This window comes from Piscinibacter sp. PDB5-1, assembly GCF_056676035.1.
The window spans coordinates 572693-588666 of the sequence record NZ_JBWVZL010000001.1; the positions used below are offsets into that span (position 1 = coordinate 572693).

The 15974-nt window shown below is 64.6% G+C and carries 16 protein-coding genes; 7 read left to right on the forward strand and 9 right to left on the reverse strand.

Translation table 11 applies throughout. The features are described 5' to 3' along the window. Positions 1 to 3: 3 nt before the first annotated feature. Positions 4 to 1281 (reverse strand): Tol-Pal system beta propeller repeat protein TolB, encoded by a 1278-nt coding sequence (gene tolB, locus AC1KAT_RS02495; RefSeq protein ID WP_480322435.1) that lies wholly within the window; start codon positions 1279 to 1281, stop codon positions 4 to 6. An 89-nt stretch (positions 1282 to 1370) separates the two neighbouring features. Here tolB and AC1KAT_RS02500 point away from each other — a divergent pair, with 89 nt between their 5' ends. The 7 genes from AC1KAT_RS02500 (at position 1371) to AC1KAT_RS02530 (ending at position 9132) form a co-directional block, all read left to right on the forward strand. After that, complete coding sequence (locus AC1KAT_RS02500; RefSeq protein WP_480322437.1) at positions 1371 to 2147, forward strand: glycosyltransferase family 2 protein; 777 nt, start codon at positions 1371 to 1373, stop codon at positions 2145 to 2147. 33 nt (positions 2148 to 2180) lie between these two features. Beyond that, positions 2181 to 3956: a lipid A export permease/ATP-binding protein MsbA gene (msbA, locus tag AC1KAT_RS02505; RefSeq protein WP_480322439.1), complete on the forward strand. Its 1776-nt coding sequence runs from the start codon at positions 2181 to 2183 to the stop codon at positions 3954 to 3956. Beyond that, complete coding sequence (locus tag AC1KAT_RS02510; protein WP_480322441.1) at positions 3953 to 4762, forward strand: glycosyltransferase family 2 protein; 810 nt, start codon at positions 3953 to 3955, stop codon at positions 4760 to 4762. The genes msbA and AC1KAT_RS02510 overlap by 4 nt, the downstream gene beginning before the upstream one ends. A gap of 39 nt (positions 4763 to 4801) precedes the next feature. After that, a complete protein-coding gene (locus AC1KAT_RS02515) occupies positions 4802 to 5716 on the forward strand; it encodes a rhamnan synthesis F family protein (RefSeq protein WP_480322443.1) in 915 nt (304 codons plus the stop codon). A 233-nt stretch (positions 5717 to 5949) separates the two neighbouring features. Beyond that, positions 5950 to 6684: a hypothetical protein gene (locus AC1KAT_RS02520; protein WP_480322445.1), complete on the forward strand. Its 735-nt coding sequence runs from the start codon at positions 5950 to 5952 to the stop codon at positions 6682 to 6684. A 14-nt stretch (positions 6685 to 6698) separates the two neighbouring features. Further along, complete coding sequence (locus AC1KAT_RS02525) at positions 6699 to 7967, forward strand: rhamnosyltransferase WsaF family glycosyltransferase (protein WP_480322447.1); 1269 nt, start codon at positions 6699 to 6701, stop codon at positions 7965 to 7967. Beyond that, a complete protein-coding gene (locus AC1KAT_RS02530) occupies positions 7960 to 9132 on the forward strand; it encodes a glycosyltransferase (protein WP_480322449.1) in 1173 nt (390 codons plus the stop codon). Before AC1KAT_RS02525 ends, AC1KAT_RS02530 begins: the two co-directional genes overlap by 8 nt. 64 nt (positions 9133 to 9196) lie before the next feature. On the opposite strand, the gene rng is transcribed toward AC1KAT_RS02530, so the two are convergent. The 8 genes from rng to purD are packed head-to-tail and all read right to left on the reverse strand — an operon-like array spanning position 9197 to position 15973. Continuing rightward, positions 9197 to 10684, reverse strand: a complete 1488-nt coding sequence (rng, locus tag AC1KAT_RS02535) for a ribonuclease G (protein WP_480322451.1) — start codon at positions 10682 to 10684, stop codon at positions 9197 to 9199. A 29-nt stretch (positions 10685 to 10713) separates the two neighbouring features. Beyond that, positions 10714 to 11337 carry a Maf family protein gene (locus AC1KAT_RS02540; RefSeq protein ID WP_480322453.1) on the reverse strand — a complete coding sequence of 208 codons (624 nt, stop codon included), beginning with the start codon at positions 11335 to 11337 and terminating at the stop codon, positions 10714 to 10716. After that, positions 11334 to 11801, reverse strand: a complete 468-nt coding sequence (gene rlmH, locus AC1KAT_RS02545; RefSeq protein WP_480322455.1) for a 23S rRNA (pseudouridine(1915)-N(3))-methyltransferase RlmH — start codon at positions 11799 to 11801, stop codon at positions 11334 to 11336. The genes AC1KAT_RS02540 and rlmH overlap by 4 nt, the downstream gene beginning before the upstream one ends. Then, positions 11798 to 12574 carry a ribosome silencing factor gene (rsfS, locus tag AC1KAT_RS02550; protein WP_480322456.1) on the reverse strand — a complete coding sequence of 259 codons (777 nt, stop codon included), beginning with the start codon at positions 12572 to 12574 and terminating at the stop codon, positions 11798 to 11800. Before rsfS ends, rlmH begins: the two co-directional genes overlap by 4 nt. Then, on the reverse strand, positions 12575 to 13171 hold the full coding sequence (gene nadD, locus AC1KAT_RS02555; RefSeq protein ID WP_480322458.1) for a nicotinate-nucleotide adenylyltransferase: 597 nt from the start codon (positions 13169 to 13171) through the stop codon (positions 12575 to 12577). It lies immediately after the preceding gene. After that, on the reverse strand, positions 13168 to 14094 hold the full coding sequence (hemF, locus tag AC1KAT_RS02560; RefSeq protein ID WP_480322460.1) for an oxygen-dependent coproporphyrinogen oxidase: 927 nt from the start codon (positions 14092 to 14094) through the stop codon (positions 13168 to 13170). Before hemF ends, nadD begins: the two co-directional genes overlap by 4 nt. Beyond that, positions 14091 to 14693, reverse strand: coding sequence for a 1-acyl-sn-glycerol-3-phosphate acyltransferase (locus AC1KAT_RS02565; protein ID WP_480322463.1), 603 nt, complete (start codon positions 14691 to 14693; stop codon positions 14091 to 14093). The genes hemF and AC1KAT_RS02565 overlap by 4 nt, the downstream gene beginning before the upstream one ends. Beyond that, positions 14693 to 15973 carry a phosphoribosylamine--glycine ligase gene (gene purD / locus AC1KAT_RS02570; RefSeq protein WP_480322464.1) on the reverse strand — a complete coding sequence of 427 codons (1281 nt, stop codon included), beginning with the start codon at positions 15971 to 15973 and terminating at the stop codon, positions 14693 to 14695. The genes AC1KAT_RS02565 and purD overlap by 1 nt, the downstream gene beginning before the upstream one ends. Position 15974: the final 1 nt, after the last annotated feature.

The following is a 15974-nucleotide window of genomic DNA, read 5'->3' on the forward strand; positions in this document are numbered from 1 at the left end:
CAATCAACGCGCGTAAGGCCCCCAGACCGGCTCGCGCAGGTCGGCCGCCTGGGCAGGCAGGCTCGCCTTGGTCTTGCCGTCCGGCGTGGTGGTCATCAACACGTCGCGGCCCTGCGCGCGGGTCGCATAGATGATCAAGCGGCCATTGGGCGCGAAGCTCGGGCTCTCGTCCGCGGTCGATTCGGTCAGCGCAATCGGCGCGGCAGTGCTGGTCAGGTCGAGCAGGTGCAGGCGGAAGCCCCCGGACTGACGCGACACATAGGCCATCAAGCGGCCATCCGGGCTGAGCGCCGGGCTGATGTTGTAGCTGCCGTGGAAGGTCACGCGCTCGACCGCCCCCCCGGCCACCGGCACCCGGTAGACCTGCGGGCCGCCGCCGCGGTCGCTCACGAAATAGAGCTGCTTGCCGTCGGGCGAAAAGACGGGCTCGGTGTCGATCGCCTGGCTGTTGGTCACACGGCGCGGGCTGTCGCCGTTGCGGCCCATGATGTAGATCTGCGAGCCGCCGTCACGGCTGAGCGTCGCGGCCAGCGAGCGGCCATCGGGCGACCAGGCCGGCGCGCTGTTCGACCCCCGAAAGCTCGCCACGGCGCGCCGCTGCCCGGTGCTGACGTCCTGCACATAGACCTCGGCCTTCTGCTGCTCGAACGACACGTAGGCAAGTTCGCGGCCGTCGGGCGACCACGCCGGCGAGATGATCGAGGCCGAGCTGTTGAGCGCCACCTGCCCACCCACGCCGTCGGCATCGGCCACGCGCAGCGCGTAACGGCCCCCCGAGCGGGTGACGTAGGCGATGCGCGTCGAGAACACGCCCTTCTCGCCGGTGAGCTTCTCGTAGATGGCGTCGGCCACCTGGTGTGCGGCCAGGCGCAGGTCGCCGGGGGCGACGACGCGGCTGCCGCCAGCCAGTTCACGCCCCTTGACCACGTCCCACAGCTTGAAGCGGATGTCGAACCGCCCATCGGCCAGGCGGCTCACCGAGCCGGCCACCAGCGCATCGGCCGTCTTGGCGCGCCACTCGCTCATCTGCGGCGACGCGCTCTCGTCGAACTTCGCGGTGTTCGGCACGGCACGGAAGGCGCCGCTGCGTTCGAGGTCGGCCGTGATGATCTGCGACATGCTGTGCGGGACCTTGTCCTCGTCGGCAAACCGCACGATGGCGATGGGCAACTGCGTCGCGCCGACGCCCGAGATCTCGACTCGGAACTGCGCCCACGCAGGCGCGGCAAGCGCGCTCGAAGCGGTCAACAGGACAAGGTCACGCCGGTTGGGATGTCGCATGGATGGCTGGGCAGACTGAAGGGCGCGCCGCGGGCGGGCACACCGGATGGTGGACAATGTTCGATGATAGAGCGAGCTCACACGACAGCATGCAAAACCCACCGACCCTGAGCGTCGTGATCGTTGCCAAGAACGAAGCCCGAAACATCGGCGAGTGCATCGCCAGCGCATCGTTCGCCGACGAGGTGCTCGTGCTCGACTCCAACAGCACCGACGCCACGGCCGAACTGGCGCGCCAAGCCGGCGCGAAGGTGGTGATCACCGATTGGCCAGGCTATGGCCCTCAAGTCGCGCGGGGCTTTTCGCTCGCCACTGGCGATTGGGTCTTGTCGCTCGACGCCGACGAGCGCATCATCCCGGCGCTGCGCGACGAGGTGATCGCGGCCATTCGCGAAGGCCGGCACGATGGTTATCGCATTCCGCGCATTTCCGAGTTCTGTGGCAGGTTCATCCAGCACTCCGGATGGCGCCCCGACCACACGCTGCGCCTGGGCCGGAAGGCCAAGTCGGGCTTCACCGACCATTTTCTGCACGCCCACATGACGGTTGCCGGCGCCATCGGCACGCTGCAATCGAGCCTCGTGCACTTCAGCTACCCCGACCTGCACGACGTGCTCGAAAAGCTCGACCGTTATTCCAGCGGCCACGCCCGCGACATGCTCGCGCGGGGCAAAGAAGGCAACCTCTTCAAGGCAGTGGTTCATGGCTGGTTTGCTTTTGTGCGTACCTACTTCGTACGCCTGGGCTTCCTCGACGGCCAACGCGGCTTGATGCTCGCGATCTACAACGCCGAATACACCTACTACAAGTATTTGAAGCTGATGTTCCTCAAGAGTCCGCCCGTGCGGCCGGAGTTCCGTGGCTAGCCTCGCGAGCCTCGCGGCGCATCGCTCCTTTCTATGACTTCACCCACCCTACCTCTGCGCCAGCGGCTCGCGCGGGTCGCACCCTATTTCGTCAACAGCAAGAAGGGCTTTGTGCTGGCGATCGTCGGGGCGATCATCGGCGCGGCCACCGAGCCGGCGATCCCGGCGCTGATGCAACCCTTGCTCGACAGCGGCTTCAAATCGAATGCCTTGCCGCTGTGGGCGGTGCCCGTGTCGATCATCGGGCTGTTCGCCATCCGCGGCATTGCGGGCTTCCTGGCCCAGTACGGGTTGTCGTGGGCGGCGGGCCGCGGCACGCTGACGATCCGATCGGCGATGTTCAACGCCCTGATGAAGTCCGACCCGACCCTGTTCAGCCGGCACACGGCGAGCAGCCTGACGAACATGCTGGCCCACGAGGTGGGCGGGGGTGTCGGCCAGTTGGTGGCGTCGCTGCTCACGCTGGTGAAAGACAGCCTGACGCTGCTGGCCCTGGTGGGCTACCTGCTCTGGCTGAACTGGCAACTCACGCTCTTCGTGACCGTGCTCTTTCCCGCGGTTGCCATCGTGATGCGCATCATGAGCAAACGGCTGCACCGCCTGACGGTCGAGATGCAACGTGCAGGCGACGAACTCGCCTACGTGGTCGAAGAAAACACCAGCGCCTGGCGCATCGTGCGGCTGCATGGGGCCGAGCGCCAGCAATCGGAGCGCTTTGAAAAGAGCAGTCAGCGCATCCACGCACTGTCGCTCAAGGCGGTGGTGGCGTCGGCCACGATGACACCTGTCACGCAGATGCTGGCGGCCTTCGCGCTCTCGGCCATCATCGTCACAGCTTTGTGGCAGAGCTCGACGCAAGGCAGTTCGGTCGGCAGCTTCGTCGCGTTTGTTACCGCCATGCTGATGCTGGTGGCACCGATCAAGCACCTGTCCGAAGTCGCTGGACCCATCACGCGTGGCCTGGCTTCGCTGGACCGCGGCGTGGCGCTGATCACCGATGCACCGCTCGAGCACGGCGGCGACTTCGACCCCGGCCGCGCCCGCGGCGAGCTGGAGCTGCGCGGCGTGACCCTGCGCTACGCCAGCGACCCGCGACCGGCGCTGGCGCACGTGGATCTTCGGCTGTCGCCGGGCGAATCTGTCGCGCTGGTCGGCCCCTCCGGCGCTGGCAAATCCTCGCTGGTGAACCTGCTGCCGCGCTTCCTGGAGCCGAGCGAAGGGCAGCTCTTGCTTGACGGGATGCCGCTGCACGACTGGCGGGTCACCGCCCTTCGGCGCCAGTTCGCGCTCGTCAGCCAGGACGTCGTGCTGTTCAACGACACGGTGCTGGCGAACGTTGCGCTCGGCGCTGATGTTGCCTCGGATGCCGTGCGTCAGCGCGTGCACGACGCGCTGACAGCCGCCAACCTGCTCGACTTCGTCAAGGGCCTTCCCCAGGGCATGGACACGGTCATCGGCCACAACGGCAACCGCCTGTCCGGCGGTCAGCGTCAACGCCTCGCCATCGCCCGGGCGATCTACAAGGACGCCCCGATCCTCATCCTCGACGAAGCCACCTCGGCGCTCGACTCCGAATCAGAACGGCTGGTGCAGCAAGCCCTCGAGCGGCTGATGCAAGGCCGCACCAGCCTCGTCATCGCCCACCGGCTCTCAACCATCGAACGCGCCGACCGCATCGTCGCGATGGACAAGGGCGGCATCGTCGAGCAGGGCTCGCACGCCGAGCTGCTGGCCCGCGGCGGGCTTTACGCGCGCCTGCACGCCCTGCAGTTTCGCGGCGCCCAGTTGACCACGAGCGAAACCGCATGAGCTACACCATCGTCATCCCGGTGCTCAACCAGTTGCACTACACGAAACAGTGCATCGACAGCCTGCTGGCCAACGGCGTGGATCCGACATCCATCCTCGTCGTGGACAACGGCAGCACCGACGACACGCCAGCTTGGCTCGCCTCACGACCGGACGTCCGCTCGGTGCGAAACGCAGTCAACCTCGGCTGCGGAGGCGCATGGACGCAAGGCGCCATGCTGTCCGACCGCGATTGGGTCGTGCTGCTCAACAACGACATCGTCTCGGGCCACAACTTCATCCAGGCCCAGATTGATGCCGCAGAGCGCCACCAGTTGGCGGTCGTCAGCCCAGCAATGGTCGAAGACGACCTTGACTACGACCTCGCAGCGTTCACCCAGGACTTTCTCGGGAAGATGAGCGACACGGTGCGCATTGGCTGGTTTCACGGCGTGTGCTTCTCGGTGCGCCGCAGCGTATTCGAGCAAATTGGCTTTCTCGACACCGATCGCCTGCTCTATGGACGCGAGGATTCCGAATTTCTCTGGCGCTGTCGCCGCCATGGTTTGCGGGTCGGAACGGTCGGCAGCGCGCTGCTGCACCACTTTGGCTCGATCACCCAAAAGGCGATGAAGCAGGAGAAGGGCGTCAAGTCGTTCGGCGACCACCGCTACTTCTACAGCAAGGTGGGCCTCAATTGGTGGGGTCGCCAGCGGGCCAAGTTCGCTCGAAAATCACAGACGCGCCGGTGGGCGGACGAAGAGCAGCAGCGCTTTGGCCTCACGCTGCACATGGTCCACAAGCACGGAAACGTTGAATTCCGCTGACGTACCGGCGCAGTGCCCACTTCCCACGCCCACCATTCCATGACCTTGAGAGATTCGTTCCGCATCTGGCGGCGTCAATTGAAGGCTCTGCTGCCGTACGTTCGGCGCCGGCAGCATGTGAAGCTTCAAAACAAGTACACATCGCTCTCCCGGACAGTCGGTTGGGCGAGTTCTCCGGCCAACTGCGCAGCGCTGCAGACGCGCAAGGTCGCGTCGGACCTTACTGGCGACGTGTGCTTCTTCGTCACTTATGCCGCAAGCGCCCAGATCAAGGCGCACGTCCGGGACCACATCGACCACATGCTCAAATGCGGCATCAAGGTTGTGCTGGTTGCGAACACGGACTTGCCTCTCGACGCCCTCGAGATCGAATCCAATCTTCTGGATCGCTTGAGCGGAGCCTATGTCCGAGAAAACCTCGGCTATGACTTTGCTGCATGGGGGCATCTGTTCCAGGTGTGCAGCCCCGCAGCGCATTGGACGCGGTTGTTTGTCGTCAACGACAGCGTCGTCGGCCCCCTGAGCAGCGAGGATTTCGTTCGCATGATCGACCGGGTAAGGGCCTCGCCTGCAGATGTCATTGGACTGACGGAAAACCTCCACCCGCGCGCCCATCTCCAGAGCTACTTCCTGGTGTTCAACGCATCTGCGTTGAGGCACGCGGCGGTGATCTCGCTCTTTTCTCGCATGATCAACCTACCCGACAAGTCGTTCGTGATCGATGTGTATGAAACTCATCTGACCGAAGTTCTCGAGTCGCACGGGTTGCGTTGCGAAGCCTTGTTTCCCGCCTTGCAAACTTCGGTTTTTGACCCGAACGACACCTACCTTCGCTGGGACACCCTGCTGCAAATGGGCTTCCCGTTCGTCAAGACCAGTGTGATCAAAGAATTTCCGAACGATGCCCGCGTTCGAGCCCTGGTGCCAGAGACCTACCAACGCTCAGCCTTGTAAGCGAGGCCCTTGGGTCCAGGCAAAAGGCTGCGCAGAACAGGCACGACATCCAGGGAGGCTGCGTTGCCCCCGTGGGGGCGTCGCTAGCCCCCTCCTTTCTCCCGTTGTCGGCCTGCGAAAACCAAACCGTCTGCGCAGACAATCCAGTCCTTCAGCTGACTCATCCAATGATTCCTATGCAATTCCCTCTACTTGCTTCTTTGCTGTTTCGGCGCTCGCTCAAGCAGATTCACATGGCAACCAAGGGCAAAGTCAGCGACAAATGGGAGTCATATCTTCATGTCTACGATGGGCTGTTCCGCGAATTGCGCGGGAGGCCGATCCGGCTACTGGAGATTGGCATCCAGAACGGCGGGTCACTGGAGACATGGTCGAAATATTTCGCCAGGGGGCGCATCTTCATTGGCTGCGACATCGACCCAAAGTGCGCGAACCTGAAGTACACAGACAAGCGTGTTCAGGTGCTAGTCGCTGACGGAACCACACCGGAAACCGCGAACAAGATCCGAGCGATTTGCCCCGTCTTCGATGTGATCATTGATGATGGATCTCATCGCTCCGACCACATTCTGCTGTCCTTCTTGAACATGTTCGACGCCCTGGCCCCGGGCGGGGTCTATTGTGTCGAAGACACCCACACCCTGTATTGGCCGGAATTCGGCGGCGGACTATCCAAACCTAATGCCGCTCAAGAATTTTTCAAGGCGCTAGCAGACGTGGTGAACTTTGAGCACTGGCGCAATGAGGGCACGATCGCAGACTTTCTTCGGAAGAGTTTTCCTCATCAACCGGTTCCTGCATTTATTTCGGAAGGTTGGGTTGAGAGCATCGAATTCAGAAACTCGATGATCATCCTGCGCAAGGCGGAAAAGCCCGGACACAGCAAACTCGGTGAGCGGTTGATCCGCGGAAGAGATGCGATCGTCAATTCAGAGCCTCTGGGTCGCCCGGCCGGCCACAACAAGTAAGCAGGCCTCGTGTCATGAGCAAACTGGACCGATTCATCCAGAAGTGGGGCAGGGACGGCATTCGCAGATCCATCGAACGCAAGCGCCACCGCCGGCAACTGGCGGCAGAATTTGGCCACGCACTGCGACCCAGCAGCTTCCAGGAGGTCTACTACCCCGGCTGCACTCGGCTTCCCACCTTCACATCGAATGAGCCGGCACCTGCACGGCTCAACCTCATCACTGACACCATCGGTCAGGGAAGCCTTTTTGGCGGGGTGGGCACATCGATCATCCTTGCCGCGATTCTCGCGACGCGCAACGGCATCGGACTGCGTGTCATCACGCGGACGGAGCCGCCCGTCCCACGCTTGTTCAAGAGCATCCTTGAAATTTATGGCATCGAGTGCCCAGCCGACATCGAGTTCGTTTTCTGCCCCCCCCAGGAAACCAAGCATCTCGACCTGAGGCGCAAAGACATCTTCCTCACCACGTCATGGTGGACGACAGCGGCCACGCTGCCGTCGGTTCCTGCACGGTCGATCTACTACCTGATCCAGGAAGACGAGCGCATGTTCTATCCCTTCGGGGATGAGCGCCTGCGCTGCGAGACAGTGATGTCACGCCGTGACATCCGCTTCATCGTCAACTCCAACTTGCTGAAAGAGCATTTCGCGGCCTCCGGCATGGCGCATATCGCAAACGGCAATGCGACTTTTGAGCCCGCATTTCCTCGTTCGCTCTACTTTCCGCGGCAACCGACGGCAGGCGCCAAATCAAAGCTTCTGTTCTACGCGCGCCCGAACAACCACCGCAACCTCTTCCGCTTTGGCATCGAGATCCTGGATCACGCGGTTCGCCGCGGCATCGTGGATTTGAACAAATGGGACGTGGTGCTCATGGGCAAGGACATCCCGCGCGTCATGCTTCTCGACCATGAGCCGACGCGCGTACAAAACCTGGGCTGGAAAGATTACGCCGAGTTGTTGGGGTCGGCCGACGTGGGGCTCAGTCTGATGTACACCCCTCACCCGAGCTATCCGCCGCTCGACCTTGCGGCCAGTGGTGCCGTCGCCGTCACGAACACCTGCGGAAACAAGCGCGACCTTTCGGCATATTCGCAGAACATCATTTGTGGGGAACCCAACCTGGAGTCGATGTTGACGGCCCTGGAGGCCGGGCTCGCGCTGTCGCAGGACAAGCCCAGGAGGGCTGCAAACTATGCAGCGGCAGGCTTGGCTTCCGACTGGCACAAGAGCTTCAGCGACGTCATCGACTTCGTGAACTCGGGCGACCATGCATAGCCTGCAGAACGTCAACGCCCCCACGACCTACACGGATCCGTGGGCGAGCCCCTTGGCGGCTCGTCTGGCCAGCCTGCGCCAGGGTCGCTTTCGCGTTGCCTATTTCTATGAAAAGCCTGACAACAGCACCTTTCGATACCGGGTCTACAACCCGGTTCAGGTACTGAACGAACTGGGCGACGACACGTCGGCGTCTCACTTTTACCTCAGCGACCTGCCATCACTCGATGACATCGTCTCGCTCGCGGACATGGCAGTCGTCTGCCGCACGCGCTACTGCTCGCAGGTAGACACCTTCATCTCGGCTTTCCGGCACGCTGGCAAACGGGTGCTGTTCGACATCGATGATCTGGTGTTCGACCCGGACCACGCAGCGCTCGTGGCAGAGACCATTGCGCATCAGATGAAGACCCAGGACAGTTGGGATGCGTGGTACGGCTATGTGAGCCGATTAGGCGCAACCTTGCGCATGTGCGATGGCGCCATCACCACGAACGACTACTTGGCCGACCGCATCGAGTCCTTTTCAGACAAACCTGCGCGCGTCATGCCCAACTTCATGAACCGGGAGCAGTTGGCCCTGTCTGAGCAGGTGTATCGGGCCAAGCTCGCTGATGGATTCAAGGGCGACGGGCAAATCCACTTCGGCTATTTCAGCGGCACGCCAAGCCATGCGCGCGACTTCGCGATTGCCCTTCCTGCACTGGAGCAGTTGCTCATCGAGCACCCCAATGCTCATCTCGTCGTGGCGGGTTATATCTCGGCGAACCACATTGCCAATGCCGTCAAGGATCGTGTCCACTACGAACCCTTCCGCGACTTCGTGCAGCTGCAAAAACTGGTCGGCTCGGTCGAATTCAATCTCGTACCCTTGCAGATCAACAGCTTCACGCACTGCAAGTCGGAGTTGAAATACTTCGAGGCCGCCGCTGTGGGAACGGTGAGCCTGGCCTCGCCAACCCAGAGGTATTCAAGGGTGATCGAGCACGGGAGCAACGGGTTCCTCTGCCCCGCGCATGCATGGGACGAACGCCTGGCAGCAGCGATGGCGATTCCAGCAACCGCCTATGCCTCTGTCGCAACGAAGGCCCATGCGCATGCGACGACGCACTACGCCTGGGACCGACAACTCGATACGATCAAAGCAGCGCTGCTGATCAACTGATCAGAACAAGCCGGCACATGTCGTGGGGGTGGTCGGGACCCGACCAAGCCACGAGCACCGCGTCTCACATCAGCACGATGTCGTACTGCTCCGGCGAGCCCCAGGGCTCGGCCTGCAGCGAGATCGGCTTGCCGATGAAGTCGGACAGGCCGGCGAGGTGCTGGCTTTCTTCGTCGAGCAGCATCTCGATCACCGCGGCCGAGGCAATGACGCGGAACTCTTTCGGGTTGAACTGCCGGGCTTCGCGCAAGATTTCGCGCAGGATGTCGTAGCACACGGTGCGCGGGGTCTTCACCTGGCCCTTGCCCTGGCAGGTGGGGCACGGCTCGCACAGCATGTGGGCAAGCGACTCTCTCGTGCGCTTGCGGGTCATCTCGACCAGACCCAGCTGCGTGAAGCCGCTCACCGTGGTCTTGGTGCGGTCGCGCGCGAGCTGTTTGCGGAACTCACCGAGCACGGCGCTCTGGTGTTCATCGCGCGTCATGTCGATGAAGTCCACGATGATGATGCCGCCCAGGTTGCGCAGGCGCAGTTGCCGCGCGATGGCTTGGGCAGCTTCGAGGTTGGTCTTGAAGATCGTGTCGTCGAAGTTGCGCGCGCCGACATAGCCGCCGGTGTTCACGTCGATGGTCGTGAGCGCCTCGGTCTGGTCGATGATCAGATAACCGCCCGACTTCAGGTCCACGCGCCGCGCCAAGGCCCGGGTGACTTCTTCGTCGATGTTGTACAGGTCGAAGATCGGCCGCTCGCCCTTGTAGAGCGCGAGCTTGTCCACCGCGCCGGGCGTGAACTCGGCGCCGAAGGCCTGCAGGTGCTCGAACTGCAGCTTCGAGTCGATGCGGATGGACTGGGTGCTGTCGCTGGTCAGGTCGCGCAGCACACGCTCGGTAAGGCTCAGGTCCTGGTGCAGCAACGAGCCGGCCGGGGTCTTGAAGCTGCGTTCGCGGATGGCGCCCCAAGTCTTGCGCAGGTAGGCGATGTCGTCGCCCAGCTCGTCGTCGCTCGCGTCTTCGGCGTTGGTGCGAAGGATGAACCCGCCGCCGCCGTAGGCCTCGCCCTGCTCGGTCTTGCCGGTCAGCGTGTTCATGCGCGTGCGCAGTTGCTCGCGCAACTCGTGCGAGCCGATCTTCTGCGAGATGCCGATGTGGTCGTCTTGCGGCAGGAAGACCAGCAGGCGCCCGGCGATGCTGATCTGCGTGGACAGGCGCGCGCCCTTGGTGCCGATCGGGTCCTTGATGACCTGCACGGTGAGGGTCTGGCCTTCGAAGACCAGCTTTTCGATGGGGGTGGCGGGCGCGCTGCCGTTGGGGGGCTCGCTCTTGCCGCCATTCACGTGCACGTCGGCCACATGCAGGAACGCCGCGCGTTCGAGGCCGATGTCGATGAAGGCCGACTGCATGCCGGGCAACACGCGCGCAACCTTGCCCGAGTAGATGTTGCCGACCAGGCCGCGCTCGAGCGTGCGTTCGACATGCAGCTCCTGCACAGCGCCGTTCTCGACGATGGCCACCCGCGTCTCTTGCGGGGTCCAGTTGATGAGGATGTCTTGCATGGGGCGGACGGGTCTCGGATGTGCGCTGATCAGAAGCTCACACGCGCTTGTTTCAGCAGTTGCGCCGTCTCGTACAGGGGCAAACCCATGATAGCGGAGTAGCTTCCGTCGATGCGCGAGATCCAGGCCGCCGCAGCGCTCTGGATGGCATAGGCGCCGGCCTTGCCGAAGGGCTCGCGCGACGCGACGTAGCGCTCGATCTCGGCTGCATCCACCGGCGCGAAATGCACGCGCGAGGTGTTGACCGCCAACAGCGACCGGCGACCACTCGACACGGCCACGGCCGTCATCACGCGGTGCGTGCGCCCCGACAGCAGGCCGAGGATGCGCCGTGCGTCGGCCTCGTCTGCAGGCTTGCCGAGGATGCGCCGGCCGAGCGCGACGGTGGTGTCTGAACACAAGATGGGCGCCTCGGGCAAGCCGCGCGCCTTCAGTCGCTTCTTGGCCGCAGCCAGCTTGGCGAGCGTCACGCGCTGCACGTAGTCGGCGGGCAACTCGCCGGCGCGCTCGGCTTCGAGCGCTTCGGCGTCTTCGCCGTCGCCGGCCAGCAGCAATTGGTGGCGCACCCCGAGCTGGTCGAGCAACTGCCGGCGGCGTGGGCTTTGCGAAGCGAGGTAGATGAAGTCGAACGCAGGCGGGCGCGGGCGGCTCATTCGCGGTGGTACGGGTGATTGTTCATCAGCGTCCACGCGCGGTAGAGCGCTTCGGCCAGCATCACGCGCACGAAGGCGTGCGGCAGGGTCAGGTCAGACAGGCGCAGCGTTTCGCCCGCCGTCTGCTTGAGGCTCGGGTCGAGCCCATCGGGCCCGCCCACCAGAAAGGCCACGTCGCGGCCATCGTGCATCCACGCCGACATGCGAGCCGACAGCTGCGTCGTGGTGAGCCGCTCGCCGCGCTCGTCGAGCACCACGCGCAACACACCCTTGGGCAAAGCTGCCTCGATGCGCGCACCTTCGGCGGCCATCAGCTGCTCGGGTGTCTTGCCGTTGCGCGGCTCGGCCTTGATCGCCTTCAACTCCAAGCGCATTTCGGGCGGAAAGCGCTTGGCGAAGTCTTCGTACGCATCGTCGGCCCAGGCCGGCAGACGCTGGCCGACCGCCATGAGCAGCAGTTTCACTTGCCGGTCTTGCGCGCGGTGGTCTTCTTGGCCGGCGCCTTCTTGGCGGCCACCGTCTTCGTGGCGGCCTTCTTGGACGCCGGGGCCTTGACGCCCACGGTGCGGGTCACGCCAGTCGCGAGCTTCTTCGCCGGCGCCTTCTTGGCAGCGACGAAGCTGCGGGCCGGCGCTTTCTTGGCAGGGGCCTTCTTAGCGGCGGGCGAAAGGCCGACCTTCATCACCTTCGGGGCCGACGCCTTGGGCGCAGCGGCCTTCGGTGCGCTGGCCTTGGTTGCAGCGGACTTGGTCGTGGATTTGGGCGCTGCGGTTTTCGCAGACACCTTCTTGGCCGGCGCTTTCTTGGCAACAGCCTTCTTGGCCGGGGCCGCCTTCTTCGCGCCCGGCTTGGCCTCTTGTGCGTCTTCCGAAGCCTTGACCAGCTTGGTCAGCTTCTCAGCGGTCAGCTTCACGGGTTTGCCACCCCATATCTCTTCGAGGTGGTAGTACTCGCGGATCGAGGGTTGCATCACGTGCACGACGGCAGCGCCGCAGTCCACGATGATCCATTCGCCGTTGTCTTCGCCTTCGGTGCGGGGCACGGGGAAGCCGTTGGACTTCACCGCGTCGCGCACGCTGGCCGCAAGGGCCTTCGTCTGCCGGTTGGAGGTGCCCGAGGCAATGATCACGCGCTCGAAGAGCGACGAGAGGTGCTCGGTGTCGAAGACCTGAATGCCCTGGGCTTTCACGTCTTCCAGACCATCGACGATGGCGCGTTGCAGTTTGCGGATGTCCATTCAGCTCCTGGGGTGGCCTTGATAAAGGCAGTGGTGGTCAATATAGCGCGCGACCTCTGGCGGCACCAAGTCGTCAATGCCCTGGTGTTGCGCGATGAGTTCGCGGATTTGCGTGGACGAGACGTCCATCATGGGCAGCGCCACGGCGCGGTGGGGCTGCGTCAGCACGTCGGGGTGCACCTGGGCCGTGGTGCCCGGGCGGCCAGCCACAGCCAGCGTCACGCGTTGCAGCAGTTGCTGCCAGCCGAGCCAGCTGTGCAGGCCGGCGTACTGGTCTTGTCCGATGATCAAGAACCACTCGGCATCGGCCGGGCCGGACCGTTGCAGCTCGCGCACCGTGTCGAGCGTATAGCTCGCCCCGCTGCGTTCGAGTTCGCACCGCTCGAGCGTGAAGCGCGGCTCGCCGGCGATGGCCAGGCGCACCATGGCTTCGCGGTGTTCGGGGGCCGCGAGTTCGCGCGACTTCTGCCAGGGCCGCCCGGCGGGAATCCAGCGCACCTCGTCGAGCGCCAGGTCGCGCAAGGCCGTGCGGGCCAGCGCAAGATGGGCGTTGTGAACCGGGTCGAAGCTGCCGCCGAAAAGCCCAATGCGTTTCAAGCGACCGCCTCGCCGGCCCAATCGCGCGGCCGCAGAAAGTCGCTGTACAGCCGCGCCTCGGGCGTGCCGGCCTCGGGCGACCACGCATAGCGCCACTTCACCAGCGGCGGCATCGACATCAGGATGGACTCGGTGCGCCCACCCGACTGCAAGCCGAACAAGGTGCCGCGGTCGAACACGAGGTTGAACTCGACGTAGCGCCCGCGCCGGTAGGCCTGGAAGTCACGTTCGCGCTCGCCGTAGGGCGTGGCCTTGCGGCGTTGCACGATGGGCAGGTAGGCCGCGAGGAAGGCGTCACCCACCGCACGCGTCATCGCGAAGCTGCCGTCGAAGCCCAGCTCGGCGAAGTCGTCGAAGAACACGCCGCCGATGCCGCGCGGCTCGTTGCGGTGCTTCAAGAAGAAGTACTCGTCGCACCAGGTCTTGAAGCGCGGGTAGAGGTGATCGCCAAAAGGCGCGAGCGCGTCGCGGTTCACACGGTGAAAGTGCTGCGCGTCTTCTTCGGCGCCGTAGTAGGGCGTGAGGTCCATGCCGCCGCCGAACCACACGACCGGCTCGCGGCCGGCCGGCAGCGCGGCGAACATGCGCACGTTCATGTGCACGGTGGGCACGAACGGGTTGCGCGGGTGCATCACGAGCGACACACCCATCGCCTCGAACGGCGCGCCCGCCAATTCAGGCCGATGCGCCGTGGCCGAGGGCGGCATGGCCTTGCCCTTGACGTGCGAGAAGTTGCAGCCGCCTCGCTCGAGCAGTTGGCCGTCTTCGATCAGGCGCGACAGGCCATCGCCTTCGAGCGCACCGCCCACCGGGCGCGTCCAGCCGTCGCGGATGAAGGGCTCGCCGCCCTCTTCTTCCATCGCGCGCACGATGCGGTCTTGCAGGTCGAGCAGGTAGCTGCGAACAGCGTCGGTGGTGTTCATGTCTTGATTCGGATCGGGGCGGCCTGGTCGGGCCGCTTGCCCACCGTGCCGCCCATGTAGCTGGAAATCTCGGCCATGTCGGCCACCGCATCGCCCGACAGGCGGATGAAGCGTTCAACCACCACCTCACGCCGGGCATAGTCGAGGCACACCAGGCCGAGCGGCACCTGGGCCGCCACCACCACGTGGTAGAAGCCCGAGCGCCATGCGTCACGGTAGCTGCGCGTGCCTTCGGGCGACAGCGCGAGCCACATGAAGCGGCCCTCCGCCTTGGCGGCACGCAGCGCTTCGGCCATTTGCCCCACCACGCCGCTCGCGGCCTGCCGGTCCACCGGCACGCCCCCGATCCAGCGCATCCAGCGGCCCGCGAGGGGCAGCTTGAAGAGGCTGTCCTTGCCCCAGAACGTCACCGGGATGCCCACCGTCCATTTGGTCAGCACGCCGAGTGGAAAGTCCCAGTTCGAGGTGTGCGGGTAGACGACCAAGACGCCCTGCCCGGCCGGCAGCCCCTGAAAGCGCACCTTCCAGCCTGCCAGGCGCAGCACACCTCGCGCGAGGGCGCTGCCCTTCAGTTGCACAGGCCGATCCGCGAGGATCATCAGCGCTTGATCGCCCGGTGGCCGATGTCGCGGCGGAACTGCATGCCGTCGAAGTGGATGCCGTGCATCGCCTCGTAGGCCCGAGCCTGCGCGAGCTTGGCCGAGTCCCCCAGCGCGGTGACGCACAGCACACGCCCGCCCGAGGTGACGACCTTCTCACCCTGCATCACCGTGCCGGCGTGGAAGACCATCGCATCGGCTTCGGCCGCCGGCAAGCCGGTGATCGCGTCGCCCTTGCGCGGGTTGAGCGGGTAGCCCTCGGCGGCCATCACCACGCCCAGCGCCACGCGGCGGTCCCATTGCAGCTCGACTTCGTCGAGCGTGCCCTCGGTCGCGGCCATGAACACGTCGAAGAGGTCGCTCTTGAAGCGCATCATGATCGGCTGCGTTTCGGGGTCGCCCATGCGCGTGTTGAATTCGAGCGTCTTCGGCTGGCCGTTGGCGTCGATCATCAGGCCCGCGTAGAGAAAGCCGGTGAACGGAATGCCATCGCGCGCCATGCCTTCGATGGTCGGCAAGATGATCTCTTGCATCGCCTTCGCATGCACGTTGGGCGTGACGACCGGCGCGGGCGAGTAGGCGCCCATGCCGCCGGTGTTGGGGCCCTCGTCGGCGTCGAGCAGGCGCTTGTGGTCCTGGCTGGTGGCCAGCGGCAGCACGTTCTTGCCGTCGCACAGCACGATGAAGCTGGCCTCTTCGCCCTGCAAGAACTCTTCGATCACCACCCGCGCGCCGCCGGCGTTGTGCTGTACGCCGAGCTTGTTGTCGAGCAGCATCCAATCGACCGCCTCGTGCGCCTCGGCCAGCGTCATCGCCACGACCACGCCCTTGCCGGCGGCCAGGCCGTCGGCCTTCACGACGATGGGCGCGCCGATCTTGTCGATGTAGGCATGCGCGGCCGCCGCGTCGGTGAAGGTGTCGTAGGCCGCCGTCGGGATGCTGTGCCGGCGCATGAAGTCCTTCGCGAAGGCCTTCGAGCTTTCGAGCTGTGCGGCGGCCTTCGTGGGCCCGAAGATGCGCAGGCCGCGTGCCCGGAACTCATCAACCACGCCCGCCGCCAGCGGCGCTTCGGGGCCGACCACCGTGAGCGCGATGCCTTCGCGCTCGGCGAAGTCGGCCAGCGCCTTCACGTCGGTGATGGCCACGTTTTTGAGATGCGGGTCGAGCGCCGTGCCGCCATTGCCCGGTGCGACGAACACGCCCGAGACCTTGCCCGATTGCGCGAGCTTCCAGGCCAGGGCGTGTTCGCGTCCGCCCGAGCCAATGACCAATGCCTTCATG

Excerpts from the sequence above, each read along its gene's own strand:
- tolB (WP_480322435.1), bottom strand. The coding sequence starts at position 1,281 with ATGCGACATCCCAACCGGCGTGACCTTGTCCTGTTGACCGCTTCGAGC.
- AC1KAT_RS02500 (WP_480322437.1), top strand. The coding sequence starts at position 1,371 with ATGCAAAACCCACCGACCCTGAGCGTCGTGATCGTTGCCAAGAACGAA.
- msbA (WP_480322439.1), top strand. The coding sequence starts at position 2,181 with ATGACTTCACCCACCCTACCTCTGCGCCAGCGGCTCGCGCGGGTCGCA.
- AC1KAT_RS02510 (WP_480322441.1), top strand. The coding sequence starts at position 3,953 with ATGAGCTACACCATCGTCATCCCGGTGCTCAACCAGTTGCACTACACG.
- AC1KAT_RS02515 (WP_480322443.1), top strand. The coding sequence starts at position 4,802 with ATGACCTTGAGAGATTCGTTCCGCATCTGGCGGCGTCAATTGAAGGCT.
- AC1KAT_RS02520 (WP_480322445.1), top strand. The coding sequence starts at position 5,950 with ATGGCAACCAAGGGCAAAGTCAGCGACAAATGGGAGTCATATCTTCAT.
- AC1KAT_RS02525 (WP_480322447.1), top strand. The coding sequence starts at position 6,699 with ATGAGCAAACTGGACCGATTCATCCAGAAGTGGGGCAGGGACGGCATT.
- AC1KAT_RS02530 (WP_480322449.1), top strand. The coding sequence starts at position 7,960 with ATGCATAGCCTGCAGAACGTCAACGCCCCCACGACCTACACGGATCCG.
- rng (WP_480322451.1), bottom strand. The coding sequence starts at position 10,684 with ATGCAAGACATCCTCATCAACTGGACCCCGCAAGAGACGCGGGTGGCC.
- AC1KAT_RS02540 (WP_480322453.1), bottom strand. The coding sequence starts at position 11,337 with ATGAGCCGCCCGCGCCCGCCTGCGTTCGACTTCATCTACCTCGCTTCG.
- rsfS (WP_480322456.1), bottom strand. The coding sequence starts at position 12,574 with ATGGACATCCGCAAACTGCAACGCGCCATCGTCGATGGTCTGGAAGAC.
- hemF (WP_480322460.1), bottom strand. The coding sequence starts at position 14,094 with ATGAACACCACCGACGCTGTTCGCAGCTACCTGCTCGACCTGCAAGAC.
- AC1KAT_RS02565 (WP_480322463.1), bottom strand. The coding sequence starts at position 14,693 with ATGATCCTCGCGGATCGGCCTGTGCAACTGAAGGGCAGCGCCCTCGCG.
- purD (WP_480322464.1), bottom strand. The coding sequence starts at position 15,973 with ATGAAGGCATTGGTCATTGGCTCGGGCGGACGCGAACACGCCCTGGCC.